This window comes from Brevundimonas sp. (assembly GCF_051858995.1).
GTDB lineage: Bacteria > Pseudomonadota > Alphaproteobacteria > Caulobacterales > Caulobacteraceae > Brevundimonas.
The window spans coordinates 124359-141330 of record NZ_JBHYGN010000003.1 but is presented as its reverse complement, the minus strand read 5'-3'; the positions used below and the strand labels follow the sequence as shown (position 1 = coordinate 141330).

The following is a 16972-nucleotide window of genomic DNA, read 5'->3' as shown; positions in this document are numbered from 1 at the left end:
TTCGGCGACACCAACCAGCACGGCATGGAAGGCGTGAAGTTCTGGACCAAGGTCAAGACGATCACCGCCCGCTGGCCGGACTCGGAGCTGGAACACGCCGACAGCAGCTTCGTCATCCCGACGATGGGGTGACCTGAGGCTTTTCGGCCACAGTTGCTTCACTGTGGAGGTGGGCGGGGGGGCGGCTTTGCAACCCTTGGCCGACTTCGCGCTTAACCCCCGGCTCGTGGGCGCTTTCCCACGATCTGGGAGATACCATGAAGAAGCAACTGATGGCCGGAGCCGCGCTCCTCGCCCTTTTCGCCGCCACCCCGGCTCTGGCTGATCCGGACGGCGTCTACGTCGCCGCCGACATCGGCTACCACTGGCCGCAAAGCAATGACTGGGACGCCTGCACCGGCGCGGTCTGCGTTCCGGTCGAGACCCAGGCCGGTGAAGACTTGGCCGGTTTCGGTCGCCTGGGCTATCGCCTGAACGAAAACTGGCGGATCGAGGCCGAGGCCGGCTACCGCAAGAGCGATGAGCTCGAGATCGGCGGCGTCACCTTCGACGACGTCGACGCCAACGCCACCACCCTGATGGCCAACGTCCTGTACGATTTCGGCAGCCGTGACGCCTCGTTCCGCCCGTTCGTCGGCGCGGGCGTCGGCGGCGCCAAGGTCGAGTTCGAAGACGCTGACGACACCAACTGGGGCTGGCAACTGCTGGCCGGCGCCGCCTGGCGTCTGAGCGAGCGCACCAGCATCGACCTGACCTACCGCTATCTGAACGTGGCCGACCTGGAGCTGGGCGACGACGTCGACAGCTTCAAGGGCGACTTCGAGGATCACTCGGTGAGCCTGGGTCTGCGCTATTCGTTCGGCGCCGTGGCCGCCCCGCCGCCCCCGCCGGTCGTGGCTCCCCCGCCGCCTCCGCCGCCTCCGCCCCCGCCGCCGCCCCCTCCGCCGCCGCCCGCGCCGGTGATCCCCGCTGACCGCGAGTTCGTGGTCTATTTCGACTGGGATCGCTCGGACCTGACGGCTGAAGCCCAATCGGTGGTCACCCAGGCCGCCAACTACGCCAAGTCGGGTCGGCCGACCCGCGTCCTGATCGTCGGTCACGCCGACACCTCGGGCTCGGCGGCCTACAACGTCGGCCTGTCGAATCGCCGTGCGCGCACGGTGGCTGACGCCCTGGTCGCCTCGGGCGTCAACGGCGGCGTGATCGCTCTGGACGGCAAGGGTGAAACCCAGCTGGCCCGCCCGACCGCCGACGGCGTTCGCGAGCCTCTGAACCGTCGCGCCACCGTCGGCATCAGCTTCCGCTAAGACCGGACGCTGATCCGAGGCCTTCGGCTCGCCCGGATCGAAGGTCGGTGATCCCTCACGACGAAGCCGCCGGTTCTCGAAAGAGGGCCGGCGGCTTTTCGTTTGGGCCGCGCGCCCCGATAAACGCCTTTCCGGCGTTCGCGGCAGCGCTTTTCGGTGTTAGGCGTTAACCTGTTCGAACAGTGAAGCTGGAGCGCCTCCCCGCATGCGTCGCTTTTTCGTCTGGTCTGCCCTCGCCGCCGTGATAGGCCTCGCCCTCGCGGGCGGGGGCTACTGGGCCTACTGGAATTTCTACGCCCGCTTCCAGCCGGTCACGGTCACCCGCAATCAGGGGGAGATCCAGCAGCTGCTGGACGAAAGCTCGTGGATTTCGGCGGGGGGCGGCGGTCAGGCCCTCTATGTCATCGGTTATCGCGACAGCGCCGCCATGCAGCGGTTCGAACGCGAGGAGGCGCCCAAGCTGCGCGCTGCGGGCGTCGAGACCCGCATCCTGGTCTTCGCCCGGGCGGACCGTGAGGGCATGCAGCAGTCCACGGCGGCGGAACGCGCCACGGTGGCCGAGCTCTGGCTGACCCGCGACTGGGTGCTGTACCAGCGCTGGACCGCCACGCCGGTCAACAACTGGACGGCGGCGGGCATCCCGGCGGCGGATAGCAATCTGGCCCGCTCGGCGGTGGTCGACGCCGGGCGCGACTTCGTCAACCAGCTCAGCCGCAACCTCAGCGAGGCTGGTCTGCAGACCCGCTATCCGCTGATCATCTGGCGCGACCGCGAGGGCTTCATGAAGGCCTGCGCCTGTTCGGACTCGCGTTCCTGGGCCTTCATTCGCGATGACCTTGATGCGCCGGACCAAGTTGAGCCCGACGTGCCGGTTGTGGACGCCAATGGCCAGGCGCCGCTGCCCTATCCGGACGGCGGTCCCGCGCCGCAGACCCTGCCCTATCCGACCCTGCCGCAGGTGACCCCGGTTCCAGGCCAGGGCGAGCCCCAGCCGGGCGCCACGCCGCAGTCGGGCGCGACCCCGGCCCCGGCAGCCCGTCCGACGCCTGCGCCCGCGGCGCCGCGTCAGGCGCCTCAGCCGCGTCAGCAGGAAGACACCACCTTCTATTGAGGCTGCATCACTTTAAGTTGAGAATATGTACTGATAAACACCCTTAGATAGCACGCCTTTTGCGTTACCTTCCTTCCTTCCGTTCGCGCATGTGCGCGGTCGTGCAAAGGGAGGACGCCATGAAGATCGGAGCCATTCTGGGTTCAGCTGTCATCGCCGCCGCGGCGCTCGGGGGCGTGGCCTCGGCCAAAACCACCAACATCTATTACGACGTCGTCTTCTACAGCGACGCCACCTACACCGAGGTGGTCGGCAGCTACCGGCAGTACTGCCTGAGCAACACCACCATCATCACGCCGCTGGTGACCGGGCAGACCTCGGCCTACGAGATCGCCACGCCCATCGGCAACTGCCCCGGACTGGGCGACTGGTAAGGGCCTTCGGGGCCTACAGCACCCGTTCGCAGGTCTCGATCAGCCGCTGCACGTCGGCTTGGTCCTGATACAGGCCGAAGCCGAAGCGGATCACGTCGTCGCGCACGTCGGTGACCACACCCGCGTCGAGCAACCGCTTGCGCCAGCCCTGCGCATCCGCATGGCGGAAGGCCAGGAAGCGGGCACGGGCTCCGTCACCGGCGACCGGATTCAACAGCTCGGCGGTACTCAGCCGACCGGCCTGACCGGCCTCGACGGCGGTCTGGAATGCCTGCATCAGGCCGCGCGCGTGGGCGGCGACGTCAGCGGTGGTCAGCCCGGCCTCGTCCAGCATCTGGCGCACGCCGTTGAAGCGATAGAAAGGCGTCGCCTCCAGCGTCGCGCCCCAGAAGCGGCCGCCGTCGGTGCGGTACTGGACGCCGCCTGGCGGTCCCTCCAGATCCCCGAACTCGGCGAACCAGCCAGTGATCACGGGGCGGGGGCAGAAGCCGTCCGGGGCGTGCAGGAAGCCCGCCCCTTCACCGGACATGGCGTATTTGTACCCGCCCGCGACGTAGAAGATGCGATCCGCCACCGCCGACAGGTCCGTCGGCGTGGCCATGAAGCCGTGATAGCCGTCGATCACCACCCACGGCCCCTCAGGGCGGGCCAGCTCGGCCAGCTCGGCGATGCCGCCGAACACCTGGCCGGTGCGGAAGAAGACCTGGCTGATCAGGATCAGGTCATAGGTCCCGGCTCGCGCCGCTTTCAGGAAACGCGTCTCGAAGGTTTCGAATGGATGCAGGGGGATGCGGGTAATGACCGCCTCGCCCGCCTCTTCCCAACGCTCGCCCTGGCGCCGGAACGAGTGGAACTCGCCGTCGGTGGACAGGATGCGGACCGGTTTGCTCTCCAAGCCCGAGACGATGCGCAACAGGAACTCGTGGGTGTTGGTCGCGAACACCACGCTTTCGGGCGAGGGGAGGTTCAGCTCCTTCGCCACATGGGCCTGCGCCTCGGGGATCACCTCGCCGAAGATCAGGTCCCACTTCCGGTCCGCGAACCGGTTCGCCTCGACCCAGGCGCGCACCTGTCCCTCAAAGCTGGCGTCCGGCCACAGATGGTGGCTGTGGGCGGCGAAATGCAGCCGATCCGGATCCAGACCGAGCGCGCGCGAGAACAGGGACTTGTGGCTCATGGCTGGACCTTAGCCGGTTCGCCTCAGGGCCAAAAGAAAAGAGGCGGGCCCGCACCGCGAACCCGCCTCCAAACTCGACACTCTATCGTGCGCTCAAGTAGCGAGGCTCCGCGAGCCCAGCGATAGCGCGGCGCGTCAGCGCCCCTTAGACGAGACTTCCGTGGCAGTGCTTGAACTTGCGGCCCGAGCCGCAGGGGCAATCGGCGTTGCGCGAGGTGCGCTCCCAGCCCACCGGCAGCACGTCTACCGGCAGACGCGAGCGGGCGTCGCCCTCCAGCACGCCTTCCGGCAACTGGGCCAGCGGGTTGCTCATTTCGTTCTCGCCGGTGCCCGGGTTCAGGTGGATTTCCTGGAACTCGGGCATCTCCATCGGCGGCGGGGCGTCGAAGCGGAACTCCACCGTCATCAGCCAGCGGGTGACGTTGTGGCGCAGCTCGTACAGCAGGCTTTCAAACAGGTTGAAGGCCTCGGTCTTGTACTCGTTCAGCGGATCGCGCTGGCCGTAGCCGCGCAGGCCGATGACGCCGCGCAGATGGTCCAGCTGGACCAGATGCTCGCGCCACTGCATGTCGATCATCTGCAGCATGAACTGGCGTTCGAGGTTGCGGATCTGCTCGGCGCCGACCAGCTCCAGACGTTCCGCGGCGCGGGCCTCGGCGGCCTGGACGATGCGCTCCTCGATCTCCTCGTTCGAGACGCCTTCCTCCGCGGCCCACTCGGCCAGCGGCAGCTCAAGGCCCAAGGTCGAGCGGACCTTCTCGTCCAGCCCGGCGATGTCCCACTGCTCGGCGTAAGCCTTGGGCGGCATGTGCTTTTCGACCAGGTCGCTGATCACGTCGGCGCGGAACTCGTCGACCAGTTCCGACAGGTCGGTGGAGTCCATGAACTCCTGACGCTGTTCGAACACCGCCTTGCGCTGGTCGTTCACGACGTCGTCGTACTTCAGCAGGTTCTTGCGGATGTCGTAGTTGCGGGTCTCTACGCGCTTCTGGGCCTGTTCGACGGCCTTGTTCAGCCACGGGTGGCTGATGGCCTCGCCCTCAGCGACGCCGAACGACTTCATGATCGAGTCCAGACGGTCGCCGGCGAAGATGCGCAGCAGGTCGTCCTCGCAGGACAGGAAGAATTTCGAGGTGCCGGGGTCGCCCTGACGGCCGGTCCGGCCGCGCAGCTGGTTGTCGATCCGGCGGCTTTCGTGGCGCTCGGTGCCCAGGACGAACAGGCCGCCCGCGGCCATCGAGATTTCCTTCTGGGCGCTGATGTCGGCCTTGAATTCGGCTTCCTGGGCAGCTTCCATCGCCTCGGTGACTTCAACGGCGAGGTTGCGCTGGTCCTGACGCCACTTCTGCATCCGCATCTCGAGGTTGCCCCCCAGCTGGATGTCGGTGCCGCGACCGGCCATGTTGGTGGCGATGGTCACCGCGCCGGGCAGGCCCGCGTCCGCGACGATATAGGCTTCCTGCTCGTGCTGGCGCGCGTTCAGGACGTTGTGCGGAATGCCGCGCAGCTTGACCTCATAGGTGATGTCATAGGCCGCATCGCCGATCTTCTCAGCTTCCTTGGCCTTGCCCTCGAACTCCTTCTTCAGGGTCCGGCCGGTCTCGACCTTGTAGACGAAGGTCTTCAGCATTTCGGACAGGACTTCCGACTTCTCGATCGACACCGTGCCGACCAGCACTGGCTGGCCCGCCAGATGGCGCTCGGCGATCTGGGCGGCGATGGCGAGGTTCTTCTCGCGCTCGGTGCGATAGATTTCGTCGTCGAAATCGATGCGCTGGATCGGGCGGTGGGTCGGCACCTCCAGGACGTCCATCTTGTAGATGTCGAGGAATTCCTGGGCCTCGGTCGCCGCGGTGCCGGTCATGCCGGACAGCTTTTCGTAGAGGCGGAAATAGTTCTGGATGGTCACTGAGGCCAGGGTCTGGTTCTCGGGCTGGATCTTGACGCCTTCCTTGGCCTCGATGGCCTGGTGCAGGCCTTCCGACAGGCGGCGGCCCTGCATCATGCGGCCGGTGAACTCATCGATCAGCATGACCTCGCCGGCCTTGATGATGTAGTCCTTGTCTTTTTGATACAGGGTGTTAGCCCGCAGCGCCTGATTGATGTGGTGCACCAGGGTGATGTTGGCGGCGTCGTACAGGCCGGTCGTGTCCTCGGCGAACAGACCGCGCTGTTCCATGATCTGTTCGACCAGTTCCGAGCCTTCCTCGGTCAGCAGCACTTGGCGCTGCTTTTCGTCGAGGTCGTAGGTCGTCTTGTCCTGGATCAGTTCCTTGATCAGGGCGTCGACCGTCACATACAGGTCCGAGCGATCCTCGGTCGGGCCCGAGATGATCAGCGGGGTGCGGGCTTCGTCGATCAGGATGGAGTCGACTTCATCGACAATGGCGAAGTTGTGCGGACGCTGCACCATCTCGCGCCGGTCATAGACCAGGTTGTCGCGCAGATAGTCGAATCCGAACTCGTTGTTGGTGCCGTAGGTGATGTCGGCCGCATAGGCCGCCTGGCGCTGTCCGGGGGACAGGCCGTTGACGATCACGCCCACGTCCATGCCCAGGAAGCGGTAGACGCGACCCATCCATTCGGCGTCGCGACGGGCGAGGTAGTCGTTCACGGTGATGACGTGCACGCCCTTGCCCGACAGGGCGTTCAGATAGGCGGGCGCGATGGCGACCAGGGTCTTGCCCTCGCCGGTGCGCATTTCGGCGATGCCGCCGTCATGCAGGATCATGCCGCCGGTCAGCTGCACATCATACTGGCGCTGGCCCAGCACGCGCTTGGACGCCTCGCGGGCCACCGCGAAGGCCTCGTTCATGATCTTGTCGAGCGTCTCGCCGGCGGCCAGACGGTCGCGGAAGGCGTCGGTCATCATCCGCAGCTCGTCGTCCGAGAGGGCGGCGTACTTCTCCTCCAGCGCGTTGATCTTTTGAACGCGGCCCAGGAAGTCCTTGACCTTGCGGTCGTTGGAGGAGCCGAAAATCTTCTTGGCAAAGCCGAGCATGGAGGATCCGAAGGCGGGCGAGCGACAGAGGCTCTGGTACGAGGTCCCGGAAGGGCGGCGGATGCACGCCTTGAAGGGGTTCCGGGACCGGCGGCCCGGTGCGCCCGTGACAGGCGCGCGCGAGGGCCGCGCGAACGATCGAAAACCCCTCGACTTGGGCGCAGCCGGGACTTAAGCACCGGCCTTATCCCTGTCAACGCGAGGGCCTTTCGCCGCCCGCAGACGGAGCGCGCCTGCATGAGGCCTTCCCGCGTCCTCTTCCCCCTGTTGATGGCGTTCGCCCTGACTGTCGCCGCCTGCGGTCGCGGCGGCGATTCCGACCGTCCGCCCGAGCCCGGCGACCGCGCCGTGGCCAAGGTCCAGGACGAAACCATCTGGGCCTCGGACGTGAAACGCGAGGCCGTGGCGCAAGGGCTGGTGGGCGAGGGCGAGCCGCTGGACGTGTCCTCGGACCTGTTCCGCCGGGTGCTCGACGAGGTCATCGACCAGAAGCTGCTGGCCCGCGAGGCAGAGCGCCGGGGTCTGGACAATTCGCCGCTGGCCCAGCGCCGTCTGGCCGCCACCCGCGAGCGCATCCTTGGCGACATGCTGGTCGAGACCGTGGTCAACGACAAGATTTCCGACAAGGCGGTCGAGGCCATCTATCAGGGTCAGTTGAACCTGGCCCGGACCTCGGAAGAGGTGCGCACCCGCCTGATCCTGTCGCGCACCCGCGCCGAGGCCGACTCCGTGGTCGGCATCCTGGGGCAGGGCGCCGCCTTCGAGGCCGTGGCCATGGAGCGCTCGATCGATGACGCGACCCGCTTTTCGGGCGGCGATCTGGGCTATCTGACCCCGGACGTCATGCCCGAGGCCTATCGCAACGCCCTGCGTGACCGCCCCGCCGGCTCGACCGTCGGCCCCTTCCAGACCGAGGGCGGCTGGGCCGTCCTGCGGGTCGAGGATCGTCGTCGGGAGACGCCGCCCACCATGGATCAGGCCCGACCGCAGATCGTGCGCTATCTGACCTATGAAGGTGTCCGCCAGCTTCTGGAGGAGCTTCGCGGCAGGGCGGCGGTCGAGGTCCTGCTGAACGGCGACGCCCGTTCCCAGGAGCCCGCCTCCGCCCCGCCTGCGGCGGCGCCGACCCAACAACCGGCTCCGGCCACCCCTGCCACCTCAGTTCCCGCTCCCGTACCTTTGAAGGCCCGATGAACAAGACGCCTCCTCCCACTGGTCGGGGTTCGACCGGACAGAAGATCGAACAGGCGTTTGAAAAGGCGCTGGAGCCCGTGGCTACGGCGATCAAGCGCGCCACCACGCCGTCCAAGCCTACACCGGCCGCCGCCGCGCCGGGCAAGCCGGGCCTGCAGGTGTCGCCGCTGGCCGTGCCCTTCCCGACCATTCCGCCCATCGGCGGGGTCGAGATCGCGACCGGTCGCGCGGGCTTCTACAAGCATGAGCGCGAGGATCTGGTGGTCTTCAGCTTCGCGCGCGGCACCACCTGCGCCGGGGTCTTCACCCGCCACAAGGTCGGCTCGGCCCCCGTGGACTGGTGCAAGCGCCATCTGGGCGCCGAGGACGGTGGTCAGGACGTCAGGGCGCTGGTCGTCAACGCCGGCTGCGCCAACGCCTTCACCGGCAAGGCTGGGGCAGACGCCGCCCGCCGCACGGCCTCCGAGGTCGCCAAACGCTTCGGCTGCCGCCAGCGCGACGTCATGCTGGCCTCGACCGGGGTGATCGGCGTGGTGCTGGACGACCGCAAGATCGCCGCCCGCCTGCCCGAGATCGAGGCCAGTCTGGAGGCGGACAACTGGGCCCGCGCCGGTCAGGCCATCATGACCACCGACACCTTCCCGAAGGGATCGTACGTCGAGTGCGAGATCGAGGGGCACAAGGTTCGCATCGCCGGCATCGCCAAGGGTTCGGGCATGATCGCGCCGGACATGGCGACCATGCTGGCCTTCATCGTCACCGACGCCGCCATCTCGCCCGCCGTGCTGAGCGCCCTGTTGGGCCTGCACGTGCGCACCACCTTCAACAGCGTGACGGTAGACGGCGACACCTCGACCAATGACACGGCCCTGCTGTTCGCGACCGGGACCTCCGGCGCGCCGCGCATCGGCCGGGTCGGCGACCGCCGCCTGAAGGATTTCAGCCGGGCGCTGGATCAGGTGATGCTGGACCTCGCGCACCAGCTGGTTCGCGACGGCGAGGGGGCGACCAAATTCGTCAAGGTGACGGTGGACGGCGCCGCCAGTCCGGCCTCGGCCCGCAAACTGGCCAAGTCCATCGCCGACAGCCCTCTGGTGAAGACCGCACTGGCGGGCGAGGACGCCAACTGGGGCCGCGTCGTCATGGCGGTCGGCAAGACCGAGGAGGCGGTGGATCGCGACCGTCTGGCGATCAAATTCGGCCCCCACGTCGCCGCCGTCGACGGGGCTCCGTCCCCGACCTACGACGAAGACAAAATGAGCGCCTATATGAAGAAACCGGAGATCGACATCACCGTTGACGTTGGTTCGGGCCGAGCCTCCGCCACCGTCTGGACCTGCGATCTGACCAAGCGCTACGTCGAGATCAACGGCGACTATCGCTCGTGAACGAACCCGTCAAAACCGTCCTCGTCGTCGCCGTGGCCCTGATCGACAGCGACGGGCGGGTGCTGATCGCCCAGCGGCCCGAGGGCAAGCAACTGGCCGGGCTGTGGGAGTTTCCCGGCGGCAAGGTCGAGCCGGACGAACGGCCCGAGGCGGCCCTGATCCGCGAACTGAAGGAAGAGCTCGGGATCGATGTCACCGAGGCCTGCCTCGCGCCGTTCGTGTTTACCAGTCACGGTTACGAGTCATTTCACCTCTTGATGCCACTGTACCTGTGCCGACGTTGGTCGGGGGTGGTTCAGGCGCGCGAGCATTCGGCCCTGAAGTGGGTGCGTCCGGCTCAGTTGACCGACTATCCCATGCCTCCGGCGGACGAACCTCTGATCGCCTGGCTGCGCGATCTGCTCTAGCCGTCCGGGAAGGGAGGCGAGGATGAAACGCTTCCTGACCCGCTTCCTCCGCGATGACGATGGCGCGACCTCCATCGAATACGGCCTGATCATCGCCCTGATCTTTCTGGTCATCCTGTCGGCCCTGACCGCCTTCGGCGCGACCGGCAGCGGCGTCTTCAATGGCGCGATGGACGCCATCCGCGCGGCCATGGGCGGCTAGGCCGCCCTTACTCCTCGCCGGTCTGCTCCTTCACCCCCAGCGCGTCCGCCAGCCGGACCTTGGCCGAACCCCGCGGCAGGGGCTTCTGCTGGCTTTCGTGCGGCGCCCAGCCGGCCAGGTGCACGATCTCGAAGGTCGCCGGGATGCGCCCGTCCGGCTCGCCGAACCGTTCCGCATACAACTGCGCCGCCCGGGCGATGATGCCGCGCGTCAGGGGACGACCGTTTCCGGCCAGCACATTGGTCTCGCCCATGGCGCGCAGGTCGCGGATCAGGGCCAGCAGGTCAGGATAGCGCACGGTCAGCCGGTCCACGTCCGACACCGGCAGGGCGAACCCGGCCCGCTGCAGCAGGGCGGCGCCGTCGAAGCCGTCGGCGAAGGGCGAGATCCGCGCCTGCGCCCCGCCGCGCTGCTCCAGCTCGGCCTCGGTCAGCACCGACCGCAGCTCCTTCAGGGTGCCCGCGCCCAGCAGTGTGCCGACGAACAGGCCGTCCGGCTTAAGCGCGCGGCGGATCTGGCTCAGGGCGCCCGGCAGGTCATTGGCCCAGTGCAGGCTCATCAGGGTGACGATCAGGTCCTGCGACTCGTCCGGCAGGTCCAGCGGCGCCGCGCCCGGCGCGGCGCGCACTGCCAGAGAGCCGACCGTCTTGATCGGCCCCACCCGCGGGGCCGCGTAGGCGTCGGTCAGCGCGGCGGCGAACGGGCCCGGCAGGGCCGACAGGTCCGCGACCTCCGGCCACTCCCTCAGCAGGGCGTCCAGACTGCCAACGGCGGTCTCCGCGGCGCGCGCATGAAGGAAATCGGCGCCGGAAAACAACTTTTCGCTGCGCTTCAGCCTTGCCGTTCGGCGCTGGCTGTCGAAGATGACGGGGGGACCGGAGGAGGGGCTCATGAGCCTTCAGGATGGGGTCTGGCGGGCGCGATGGGAAGCGGCGACGGGTCTTGGTCGTCAGATCGGCCGCGCGGCGGCGGACCTTCTACTGCCTCCCCTGGCCCATGACAGCCCAGAGGCGACGGCTTCGGCGGGGCTGACGCCCGGCGCCTGGAGCCGAGTGGTGTTTCTGGAAGACCCGGTCTGCGATGGCTGTGGCGCGGCGTTCGAGATGGACGGCGGGGTCTTCGCCTCCGAGCGATGCGCCGCCTGCCTGGCCCAGCCCTACGCCTTCGCCCGCGGCCGGGCGGCCTGCCTCTATGACGAGGCGTCACGCGGGCTGATCCTGAAGTTCAAGCACGGCGACCATCAGCCGTTCGCGCCCCTGTTCGCCCGCTGGCTCAGCCGCGCCGCCGCGCCCCTGCTGGCCGAGGCGGATGCGGTCCTGCCGGTGCCCCTGCATCGCTGGCGGCTTCTGTCGCGGCGCTTCAACCAGTCCGCCGAGGTCGCCCGGCCGCTGGCCCGGAACGCGGGCCTGGACTACATCCCCGACGCCCTGGTCCGTCAGACTCACACCACCAGCCAAGGCGGCAAGTCCGCGCGGGGCCGCCGTCTCAACGTGAAGAAGGCCTTCGCCGTCACGCCCACAGGCGTCCGTCGTATCAAGGGGCGGCGCATCCTTCTGGTCGACGACGTGTTGACCACCGGCGCCACCGCCGAGGCCTGTGCCAAGGCCCTGCTGGAGGCCGGCGCCCGCACGGTCGACCTGGCCGTCATCGCCCGGGTGCGAACCGTGCGGGAACTGACTATGTAGGGGGCAACACCCCGGCCTCGCGCGTTGAACGCCGCATGGCCCTGTTTCGAGTTGGAGAAGAAATTGGCAGACGTCGTCCTCTACACCAAGCCCGGATGCCCCTACTGCATCGCCGCCATGGCTCTGCTGAAGAAGAAGGGCGTGGAGTTCACCGAGATCGTCGCCTCGAACGATCCGGAGAAGAAGCAGGAGATGATCCAGCGCTCGAAAGGCCGGATGACCTTCCCGCAGATATTCATCAACGACCAGCACGTCGGCGGCTCGGACGACCTGCACGCGCTTGACCGCAAGGGTGAGCTGGACCCATTGCTGGCGGCATGACCACGCTCCCCGTCGCCCTGATCCAGACCCGCACCCCGGCCTCGCCGGGCGCCGCCTTCGCCCATGTCGAGCCCCTGATCCGTCAGGCCGTCGCGGGCGGGGCGAAGCTGATTCTGACGCCCGAGGCCACCAACTTCCTGATCCAGGATCGCGCGGCCCGCGATGCCGTGCTGGTTCCGGACGACCGCGACGAGGTGGTGGCGAAGCTGACGGCGCTGGCCAGGGAGCTGGGCGTCTGGCTGCTGATCGGCTCGGCCATCGTGCGCTCGGGGCATGAGGGCGACGACCGCGCCGCCAACCGCTCAATCCTGATCGACGATACGGGCGCGGTGAACGCGACCTATGACAAACTGCACGTCTATGACGTCGATCTGCCGACCGGCGAGCGCTGGCGCGAGAGCGCCTCGGTGCGGCCCGGTGATGGGGCGGTGGTGGCTCAAACGCCGTGGGGCGGGCTGGGCCTGACCATTTGCTACGACATCCGCTTCCCGCAGTTGCATCGCGCCCTGGCCAAGGCCGGAGCAAAGATGATCGCCGTCCCCGCCGCCTTCACCGTCCCGACGGGGCAGGCGCACTGGGAAATCCTGCTGCGCGCCCGCGCCATCGAAAGCGGAGCCTATATTCTCGCGCCCGCCCAGGCCGGTGAGCATGAGGACGGCCGCAAGACCTGGGGTCGCTCGACCGTGGTCGCGCCCTGGGGCGAGGTGCTCGCCAAGCTCGACAACGACGAGCCCGGCGTCCTGTTCGCCACGCTCGATTTCGATGCGGTCGACAAGGCCCGCAACGCGGTGCCGCAACTGACCCATGACCGCCCGTTCGCACCCCCGACCGCTGTTTCGGCATGATCCGCTACGCCCTGAGCTGTGACCACGGCCACGGGTTCGAGGCGTGGTTCGGCTCGTCGTCGGACTATGACGATCAGGCCGCGCGGGGACTGGTCGAATGCCCGCTCTGCGGTTCTCGCGGCGTGTCCAAACAGATCATGGCCCCGGCGGTGAAGGGCACGAAGAAGTCCGCGCCTTCCGCCGACATGGCGGCGAAGATGCAGACCATGATGATGGAAGCCGCCCGCGAGGTGCGCGCCCACGTCGAACAGAATTTCGACTACGTCGGCGACGCCTTCGCCCGCGAGGCCCGGGACATCCACGAAGGTCGCTCCGAGAAACGCGAAATCTACGGCGAGGCCACGCCCGCCGACGTGAAGAAGCTGCGTGACGACGGGGTGCCGGTCGCGCCCCTGCCCAACCTTCCCCCGGACAAGTCAGAGGTCCACTGAGGCCATGGCGGGGGAGGGGGAGCGTTATCAGGAGTTCGAGCCCCCCGCGGCGCTCAAACCCTTCGTCCGGGTGATCTGGACCTACGCCGACCCCGATCCGGCTCCTGCGGTCCAGCGGATCGCGCCGGACGGATGTCCCGAACTGATCTTCGATCTCGGCGCGCCCTATGAGGAGCAGGGGGAGGACGGGATCTGGCGATTGCAGCCCTCCGCCCTGTTCGCAGGTCAGATGACCCGTCCGCTGGCATTGCGCCCGGTCGGTCCGACCGAGCTGGTGGCGATCCGCTTCGAGCCCGACGGCGCCCGCGACTGGCTGGGCCAACCCCTGGTCGAGGCCACGGATCGACGACTGGACATGGTCCAGCGGCTGGCGGGCTTCTCCGCTCCGGTCGGTGATCCGGAAGGGCAGGCCGAGGCCTTCACCGGCTGGCTGGCGGACCAGCGCCGCCGGGCCGAGTGGCGTATCGATCCCCTGATCCGCGGCGAGGTCGAGGCCGCCGCTGGAGACGCCCCGCCGTCCGTCCGATCCCCCGCCGACCAGCGCGCCCTGCAGCGCCGCTTCGCCGACCGCGTCGGGGTCTCGCCCCGCATGCTACGGTCAATCTTCCGCTTTCGCCGGGTCTTCGACCACGCCGCCCATCCCGGCCAGCCCGCTGCGGAAAGCTGGCTGGGGGCGGGGCTCGAGGCCGGCTATTTCGACCAGCCGCAGATGGCGCGTGACTTCCGTCGCTTCCTCGGCTGCACCGCCACCGAATGGGCGCGGGAGCAACAGGCGCTGGCCCGGGCCATCGCGTCGCAATCCTACAAGCCGGGCCCGGATCATCCGGCCTAGCTTGCTCCCCGAACCCCGAGGGAGACTGAAGATGCTGACCGCCCTGATGATGACCGCCGCCCTGGCCGGCGCCCCGCAGACGGACCTGCGCCCCGATCTGGGCTGGATGGCCGGCTACTGGCTGTCCTGCGACGGCGGCCGTCAGGTGGCCGAGACCTGGAGCCCGCCGCGCCTGAACCTGATGGCCGGGACCTCGATCACCGTCCGCAATGGTCGTGTGGGTTGGGAACTGGCCCGTGTCGCCCCGACCGGGTCGGAGCCCGACGCGCCCTTCGCCTATTTCGCTGTCCCTGAGGGCCAGACCCCGACCACCTTCCCGGTGGTGGAGTCCGGTCCCAACCGGGTCGTCTTCGAACAGGCCGAGCACGACTTCCCCAAGCGGGTCATCTATGAACGCGACGGCGATGTGCTGAACGCCCGGATCGAGGGCGAGATCGACAGTCAGACGAGGACGATCCGGTGGCGGTTCCACAAGGCGGAGTTCAACACCAACTGCCCGGCCTGAGCTGGCGACCGATGACGGCGGCGGACCTCGACACCGTCGCCGCCATCGCCGTGATCGGCTTTCCCGACCATTTCGAGGGCCGCGACCTGTTCGAGAACCGGTTGGCCCTGAATCCGTCTGGCTGCTTCGTGCTGGCGGACGGGGCGGGCGAGCCCAGGGGCTATATGGTCGCCTATCCGTGGGGGAGCGACAGCGCGCCGGCCCTGAACACCCTGATCGAGGCCATCCCGGACGATGCGACGGTGATGTACCTGCACGACATGGCTCTGCATCCCGATGCGCGCGGCGGCGGCTATCCGGGCAAGGCGGTGGAGCTGCTGGCCGAAGCCGCCCGGGCGACGGGCTGGCCCGCCCTCGCCTTGGTCGCGGTCAACGACGCCGCGCCCTTCTGGGCCCGGCACGGCTTCGTCGTGCGCGAGACGCCGGAGCTGGCGGCCAAGCTGGCCTCCTACGGCTCCGACGCCCGCTACATGGTGCGCGAACTCTAGTCGCGGACGCGGGTCCAGCCCTTGCCGGCCATGCAGGTCACGAAGGCGGTCGAGCCGTCTTCCCGGCTGCCCGTCTCGCGGCGGCAGTCGCGCTTGGCGCCGTCGAAGGGCTGGGCGTTCTCACCGGTCCAGCGATAGTCGTCATCGACCCCGATGACGGTGACGCAGGCGGCGTTCAGGAGGGCGGCGGCCGAGATGGCGGCCACGATGATCAGGCGTTTCATGATGGTGTTCCCCAAGGCGTAAAGTGACGCTCAAGGGGTCGCACAGGGACTTGCCGTGATCCCGTTACAAGGGCGCAAGGTGGGTGAATTCGCGGTAAGGCGTCAGAGCTGTTCGAGGACGAAGGCCGCCCTCGCTTCGACGCTGGTTTTGGGCAGTTCGACCAGATCATAGCCATAGGCTGGATAGGTTCGCGCCATGGCCTCAAAGGTGCGTCGCGCTTCATCCGCATCCTGACGGCGTTCGGCGTCCTGGGTGAAGATCTCGGGCCAGAAAGGAGCGATGAAGACCCTGGAATGGTAGCGCCGGGTTTGGGCGGCCTCCTCCAGTCGGGGCGGTAGGGGCAGGCTGCATAGCGCCAGATAGCCGATGATGTCGGGTATGCCCCGATCAAGGAAGACCGGCTCGACCGCATCGGCCCAGCGGGAGTGCGCAGCGAGGTCGATGTCCAGCATGGCTTCCGCGAACGCAGCCCGATCGGCCCAGGGCAGGGCGTCGCCGCCCCGGGCCTGTTCGGCTTTGATCACCGCTCGGCCCGCTTCGGGTTCCGTCCTGAAGCCCCGCTGCGCCAGCGCCTCGATCAGGGTGGTCTTGCCGGACCCCGGTCCTCCCGTCAGGACGATGCGCGGATTGACGATCATGCGTCCCGGGTGGCGACCATCATGTAGTTGATGTCGGAATCGCCCTCGCTCCACCGGTCGGTCAGCGGATTGAAAGCCAGGCCGAACGGGCCGGTGACGGTCAGGGGCTCGGGCGCCAGCATGGCGCGGATCTCGTCCGGCTTGAGGAACTGGTTCCAGTCGTGCGTCCCGGCGGGCACCCAGCGCAACACATACTCAGCGGCGAACTTGCCCAGGGCCAGCGCCTTCAGCGTCCGGTTCAGGGTGGCGACGATCATGATGCCGCTGGGCTTCACCAGCCGCGAACAGGCGCGCACGAAGGCTTCCGGATCGGCCACATGCTCGATCACTTCCATCGTCAGCACGACGTCGAACGGTCCGGCGCCCTCGGCTTCCAGCTGTTCGACCGTCGCGGCGCGATAGGCGATGTCCAAGCCCTGCTGCTCCGCATGGGCGCGGGCGGTGCCGATGTTCTCGCTGGAGGCGTCGGCGGCGGTCACCGCGAAACCCAGTCGCCGCATGGGCTCGGCGATCAGCCCGCCGCCGCAGCCGACGTCCAGCAGGGTCAGGCCGGCGAAGGCCTCGCGCTGTTTCGGGTCGCGTCCGAACCGCTCGGCGACCCGGTCGCGCACGAAGGCCAGCCGCGCCGGATTGAACCGGTGCAGGGGCGCGAAGGGGCCACGCGCGTCCCACCATTCGGCCGCCTGGGCCGAGAAGCGGGCCACGTCAGCGGGGTCGATCGACGGACCCTCCGCCTGATCGCTGAATTCCCGCGCGCTTTGGGGTTCCCGCGCCGATACCGTGCCGTTAGAAGCAGCCATGGCGCAGCGATGAACCCGCGCGCCGTTTCACGCAAGTACGG

21 protein-coding genes are annotated in these 16972 nt (G+C 68.1%); 15 read left to right on the top strand and 6 right to left on the bottom strand.

The window, feature by feature from the left end; genetic code table 11:
- From ACTIEF_RS04130 to ACTIEF_RS04115, 4 genes are all read left to right on the top strand, one after another.
- The coding region (locus ACTIEF_RS04130) for a hypothetical protein (RefSeq protein WP_439470934.1) at nt 1-132 on the top strand (132 nt) is incomplete at its 5' end.
- A gap of 125 nt (nt 133-257) precedes the next feature.
- Nucleotides 258-1307, top strand: coding sequence for an OmpA family protein (locus tag ACTIEF_RS04125; RefSeq protein ID WP_439470928.1), 1050 nt, complete (start codon nt 258-260; stop codon nt 1305-1307).
- Nucleotides 1308-1512: 205 nt separating this feature from the next.
- The gene (locus tag ACTIEF_RS04120; RefSeq protein ID WP_439470927.1) at nt 1513-2418 is read left to right on the top strand and encodes a hypothetical protein; all 906 of its coding nucleotides are present in this window, start codon (nt 1513-1515) and stop codon (nt 2416-2418) included.
- Between the two features lie 119 nt (nt 2419-2537).
- Nucleotides 2538-2792 (top strand): hypothetical protein, encoded by a 255-nt coding sequence (locus ACTIEF_RS04115; RefSeq protein ID WP_439470926.1) that lies wholly within the window; start codon nt 2538-2540, stop codon nt 2790-2792.
- 13 nt (nt 2793-2805) lie between these two features.
- On the opposite strand, the gene ACTIEF_RS04110 is transcribed toward ACTIEF_RS04115, so the two are convergent.
- Both ACTIEF_RS04110 and secA read right to left on the bottom strand, forming a co-directional pair.
- On the bottom strand, nt 2806-3969 hold the full coding sequence (locus tag ACTIEF_RS04110; protein ID WP_439470925.1) for an aminotransferase class V-fold PLP-dependent enzyme: 1164 nt from the start codon (nt 3967-3969) through the stop codon (nt 2806-2808).
- Nucleotides 3970-4114: 145 nt separating this feature from the next.
- Nucleotides 4115-6970 (bottom strand): preprotein translocase subunit SecA, encoded by a 2856-nt coding sequence (secA, locus tag ACTIEF_RS04105; protein ID WP_439470924.1) that lies wholly within the window; start codon nt 6968-6970, stop codon nt 4115-4117.
- A 237-nt stretch (nt 6971-7207) separates the two neighbouring features.
- Between secA and ACTIEF_RS04100 the strand changes: the two genes are divergently transcribed.
- From ACTIEF_RS04100 to ACTIEF_RS04085, 4 genes are read left to right on the top strand one after another with little or no spacing between them, the layout of a single operon-like run.
- Nucleotides 7208-8164, top strand: coding sequence for a peptidyl-prolyl cis-trans isomerase (locus tag ACTIEF_RS04100; protein ID WP_439470923.1), 957 nt, complete (start codon nt 7208-7210; stop codon nt 8162-8164).
- Entirely contained in the window at nt 8161-9552 is a 1392-nt protein-coding gene (argJ, locus tag ACTIEF_RS04095; protein ID WP_439470922.1) for a bifunctional glutamate N-acetyltransferase/amino-acid acetyltransferase ArgJ, read from the top strand. The genes ACTIEF_RS04100 and argJ overlap by 4 nt, the downstream gene beginning before the upstream one ends.
- On the top strand, nt 9549-9959 hold the full coding sequence (locus tag ACTIEF_RS04090; RefSeq protein WP_439470921.1) for a (deoxy)nucleoside triphosphate pyrophosphohydrolase: 411 nt from the start codon (nt 9549-9551) through the stop codon (nt 9957-9959). The genes argJ and ACTIEF_RS04090 overlap by 4 nt, the downstream gene beginning before the upstream one ends.
- A 22-nt stretch (nt 9960-9981) precedes the next feature.
- A complete protein-coding gene (locus ACTIEF_RS04085; RefSeq protein ID WP_439470920.1) occupies nt 9982-10161 on the top strand; it encodes a Flp family type IVb pilin in 180 nt (59 codons plus the stop codon).
- Nucleotides 10162-10168: 7 nt separating this feature from the next.
- Here ACTIEF_RS04085 and ACTIEF_RS04080 read toward each other — a convergent pair whose 3' ends face one another.
- A complete protein-coding gene (locus ACTIEF_RS04080; RefSeq protein WP_439470919.1) occupies nt 10169-11053 on the bottom strand; it encodes a methyltransferase domain-containing protein in 885 nt (294 codons plus the stop codon).
- Between ACTIEF_RS04080 and ACTIEF_RS04075 the strand changes: the two genes are divergently transcribed.
- The 7 genes from ACTIEF_RS04075 to ACTIEF_RS04045 all read left to right on the top strand — a co-directional run bounded on the left by ACTIEF_RS04075 (nt 11052) and on the right by ACTIEF_RS04045 (nt 15268).
- Nucleotides 11052-11846, top strand: a complete 795-nt coding sequence (locus tag ACTIEF_RS04075) for a ComF family protein (RefSeq protein WP_439470918.1) — start codon at nt 11052-11054, stop codon at nt 11844-11846. The two genes, ACTIEF_RS04080 and ACTIEF_RS04075, sit on opposite strands and share 2 nt — an antisense overlap.
- 63 nt (nt 11847-11909) lie before the next feature.
- Nucleotides 11910-12167 carry a glutaredoxin 3 gene (gene grxC, locus ACTIEF_RS04070; RefSeq protein ID WP_439470917.1) on the top strand — a complete coding sequence of 86 codons (258 nt, stop codon included), beginning with the start codon at nt 11910-11912 and terminating at the stop codon, nt 12165-12167.
- Nucleotides 12164-13012: a carbon-nitrogen hydrolase family protein gene (locus tag ACTIEF_RS04065; RefSeq protein WP_439470916.1), complete on the top strand. Its 849-nt coding sequence runs from the start codon at nt 12164-12166 to the stop codon at nt 13010-13012. The genes grxC and ACTIEF_RS04065 overlap by 4 nt, the downstream gene beginning before the upstream one ends.
- Nucleotides 13009-13443, top strand: a complete 435-nt coding sequence (locus ACTIEF_RS04060) for a DUF1178 family protein (protein WP_439470915.1) — start codon at nt 13009-13011, stop codon at nt 13441-13443. Before ACTIEF_RS04065 ends, ACTIEF_RS04060 begins: the two co-directional genes overlap by 4 nt.
- Nucleotides 13444-13447: 4 nt before the next feature.
- Nucleotides 13448-14275 (top strand): AraC family transcriptional regulator, encoded by an 828-nt coding sequence (locus tag ACTIEF_RS04055; protein WP_439470914.1) that lies wholly within the window; start codon nt 13448-13450, stop codon nt 14273-14275.
- Nucleotides 14276-14306: 31 nt separating this feature from the next.
- Nucleotides 14307-14780: a DUF6265 family protein gene (locus ACTIEF_RS04050; RefSeq protein ID WP_439470913.1), complete on the top strand. Its 474-nt coding sequence runs from the start codon at nt 14307-14309 to the stop codon at nt 14778-14780.
- Nucleotides 14781-14791: 11 nt separating this feature from the next.
- Nucleotides 14792-15268, top strand: a complete 477-nt coding sequence (locus ACTIEF_RS04045; RefSeq protein ID WP_439470912.1) for a GNAT family N-acetyltransferase — start codon at nt 14792-14794, stop codon at nt 15266-15268.
- Here the strand turns inward: ACTIEF_RS04045 and ACTIEF_RS04040 are convergent.
- The 3 genes from ACTIEF_RS04040 to ubiG all read right to left on the bottom strand — a co-directional run bounded on the left by ACTIEF_RS04040 (nt 15265) and on the right by ubiG (nt 16931).
- A complete protein-coding gene (locus tag ACTIEF_RS04040; protein ID WP_439470911.1) occupies nt 15265-15492 on the bottom strand; it encodes a hypothetical protein in 228 nt (75 codons plus the stop codon). The two genes, ACTIEF_RS04045 and ACTIEF_RS04040, sit on opposite strands and share 4 nt — an antisense overlap.
- Before the next feature lie 102 nt (nt 15493-15594).
- Nucleotides 15595-16131 carry an AAA family ATPase gene (locus ACTIEF_RS04035; protein WP_439470910.1) on the bottom strand — a complete coding sequence of 179 codons (537 nt, stop codon included), beginning with the start codon at nt 16129-16131 and terminating at the stop codon, nt 15595-15597.
- The gene (gene ubiG, locus ACTIEF_RS04030; RefSeq protein ID WP_439470909.1) at nt 16128-16931 is read right to left on the bottom strand and encodes a bifunctional 2-polyprenyl-6-hydroxyphenol methylase/3-demethylubiquinol 3-O-methyltransferase UbiG; all 804 of its coding nucleotides are present in this window, start codon (nt 16929-16931) and stop codon (nt 16128-16130) included. Before ubiG ends, ACTIEF_RS04035 begins: the two co-directional genes overlap by 4 nt.
- Nucleotides 16932-16972: the final 41 nt, after the last annotated feature.

Bases quoted from the DNA above. Each gene is read 5' to 3' on its own strand.
- ACTIEF_RS04050 (WP_439470913.1), top strand. From the start codon at position 14,307: ATGCTGACCGCCCTGATGATGACCGCCGCCCTGGCCGGCGCCCCGCAG.
- ACTIEF_RS04110 (WP_439470925.1), bottom strand. From the start codon at position 3,969: ATGAGCCACAAGTCCCTGTTCTCGCGCGCGCTCGGTCTGGATCCGGAT.
- argJ (WP_439470922.1), top strand. From the start codon at position 8,161: ATGAACAAGACGCCTCCTCCCACTGGTCGGGGTTCGACCGGACAGAAG.
- ACTIEF_RS04080 (WP_439470919.1), bottom strand. From the start codon at position 11,053: ATGAGCCCCTCCTCCGGTCCCCCCGTCATCTTCGACAGCCAGCGCCGA.
- ACTIEF_RS04125 (WP_439470928.1), top strand. From the start codon at position 258: ATGAAGAAGCAACTGATGGCCGGAGCCGCGCTCCTCGCCCTTTTCGCC.
- ACTIEF_RS04040 (WP_439470911.1), bottom strand. From the start codon at position 15,492: ATGAAACGCCTGATCATCGTGGCCGCCATCTCGGCCGCCGCCCTCCTG.
- ACTIEF_RS04065 (WP_439470916.1), top strand. From the start codon at position 12,164: ATGACCACGCTCCCCGTCGCCCTGATCCAGACCCGCACCCCGGCCTCG.
- ubiG (WP_439470909.1), bottom strand. From the start codon at position 16,931: ATGGCTGCTTCTAACGGCACGGTATCGGCGCGGGAACCCCAAAGCGCG.
- secA (WP_439470924.1), bottom strand. From the start codon at position 6,970: ATGCTCGGCTTTGCCAAGAAGATTTTCGGCTCCTCCAACGACCGCAAG.
- ACTIEF_RS04035 (WP_439470910.1), bottom strand. From the start codon at position 16,131: ATGATCGTCAATCCGCGCATCGTCCTGACGGGAGGACCGGGGTCCGGC.
- ACTIEF_RS04075 (WP_439470918.1), top strand. From the start codon at position 11,052: ATGAGCCTTCAGGATGGGGTCTGGCGGGCGCGATGGGAAGCGGCGACG.
- ACTIEF_RS04100 (WP_439470923.1), top strand. From the start codon at position 7,208: ATGAGGCCTTCCCGCGTCCTCTTCCCCCTGTTGATGGCGTTCGCCCTG.
- ACTIEF_RS04055 (WP_439470914.1), top strand. From the start codon at position 13,448: ATGGCGGGGGAGGGGGAGCGTTATCAGGAGTTCGAGCCCCCCGCGGCG.
- ACTIEF_RS04085 (WP_439470920.1), top strand. From the start codon at position 9,982: ATGAAACGCTTCCTGACCCGCTTCCTCCGCGATGACGATGGCGCGACC.
- ACTIEF_RS04060 (WP_439470915.1), top strand. From the start codon at position 13,009: ATGATCCGCTACGCCCTGAGCTGTGACCACGGCCACGGGTTCGAGGCG.
- ACTIEF_RS04115 (WP_439470926.1), top strand. From the start codon at position 2,538: ATGAAGATCGGAGCCATTCTGGGTTCAGCTGTCATCGCCGCCGCGGCG.
- ACTIEF_RS04045 (WP_439470912.1), top strand. From the start codon at position 14,792: ATGACGGCGGCGGACCTCGACACCGTCGCCGCCATCGCCGTGATCGGC.
- ACTIEF_RS04120 (WP_439470927.1), top strand. From the start codon at position 1,513: ATGCGTCGCTTTTTCGTCTGGTCTGCCCTCGCCGCCGTGATAGGCCTC.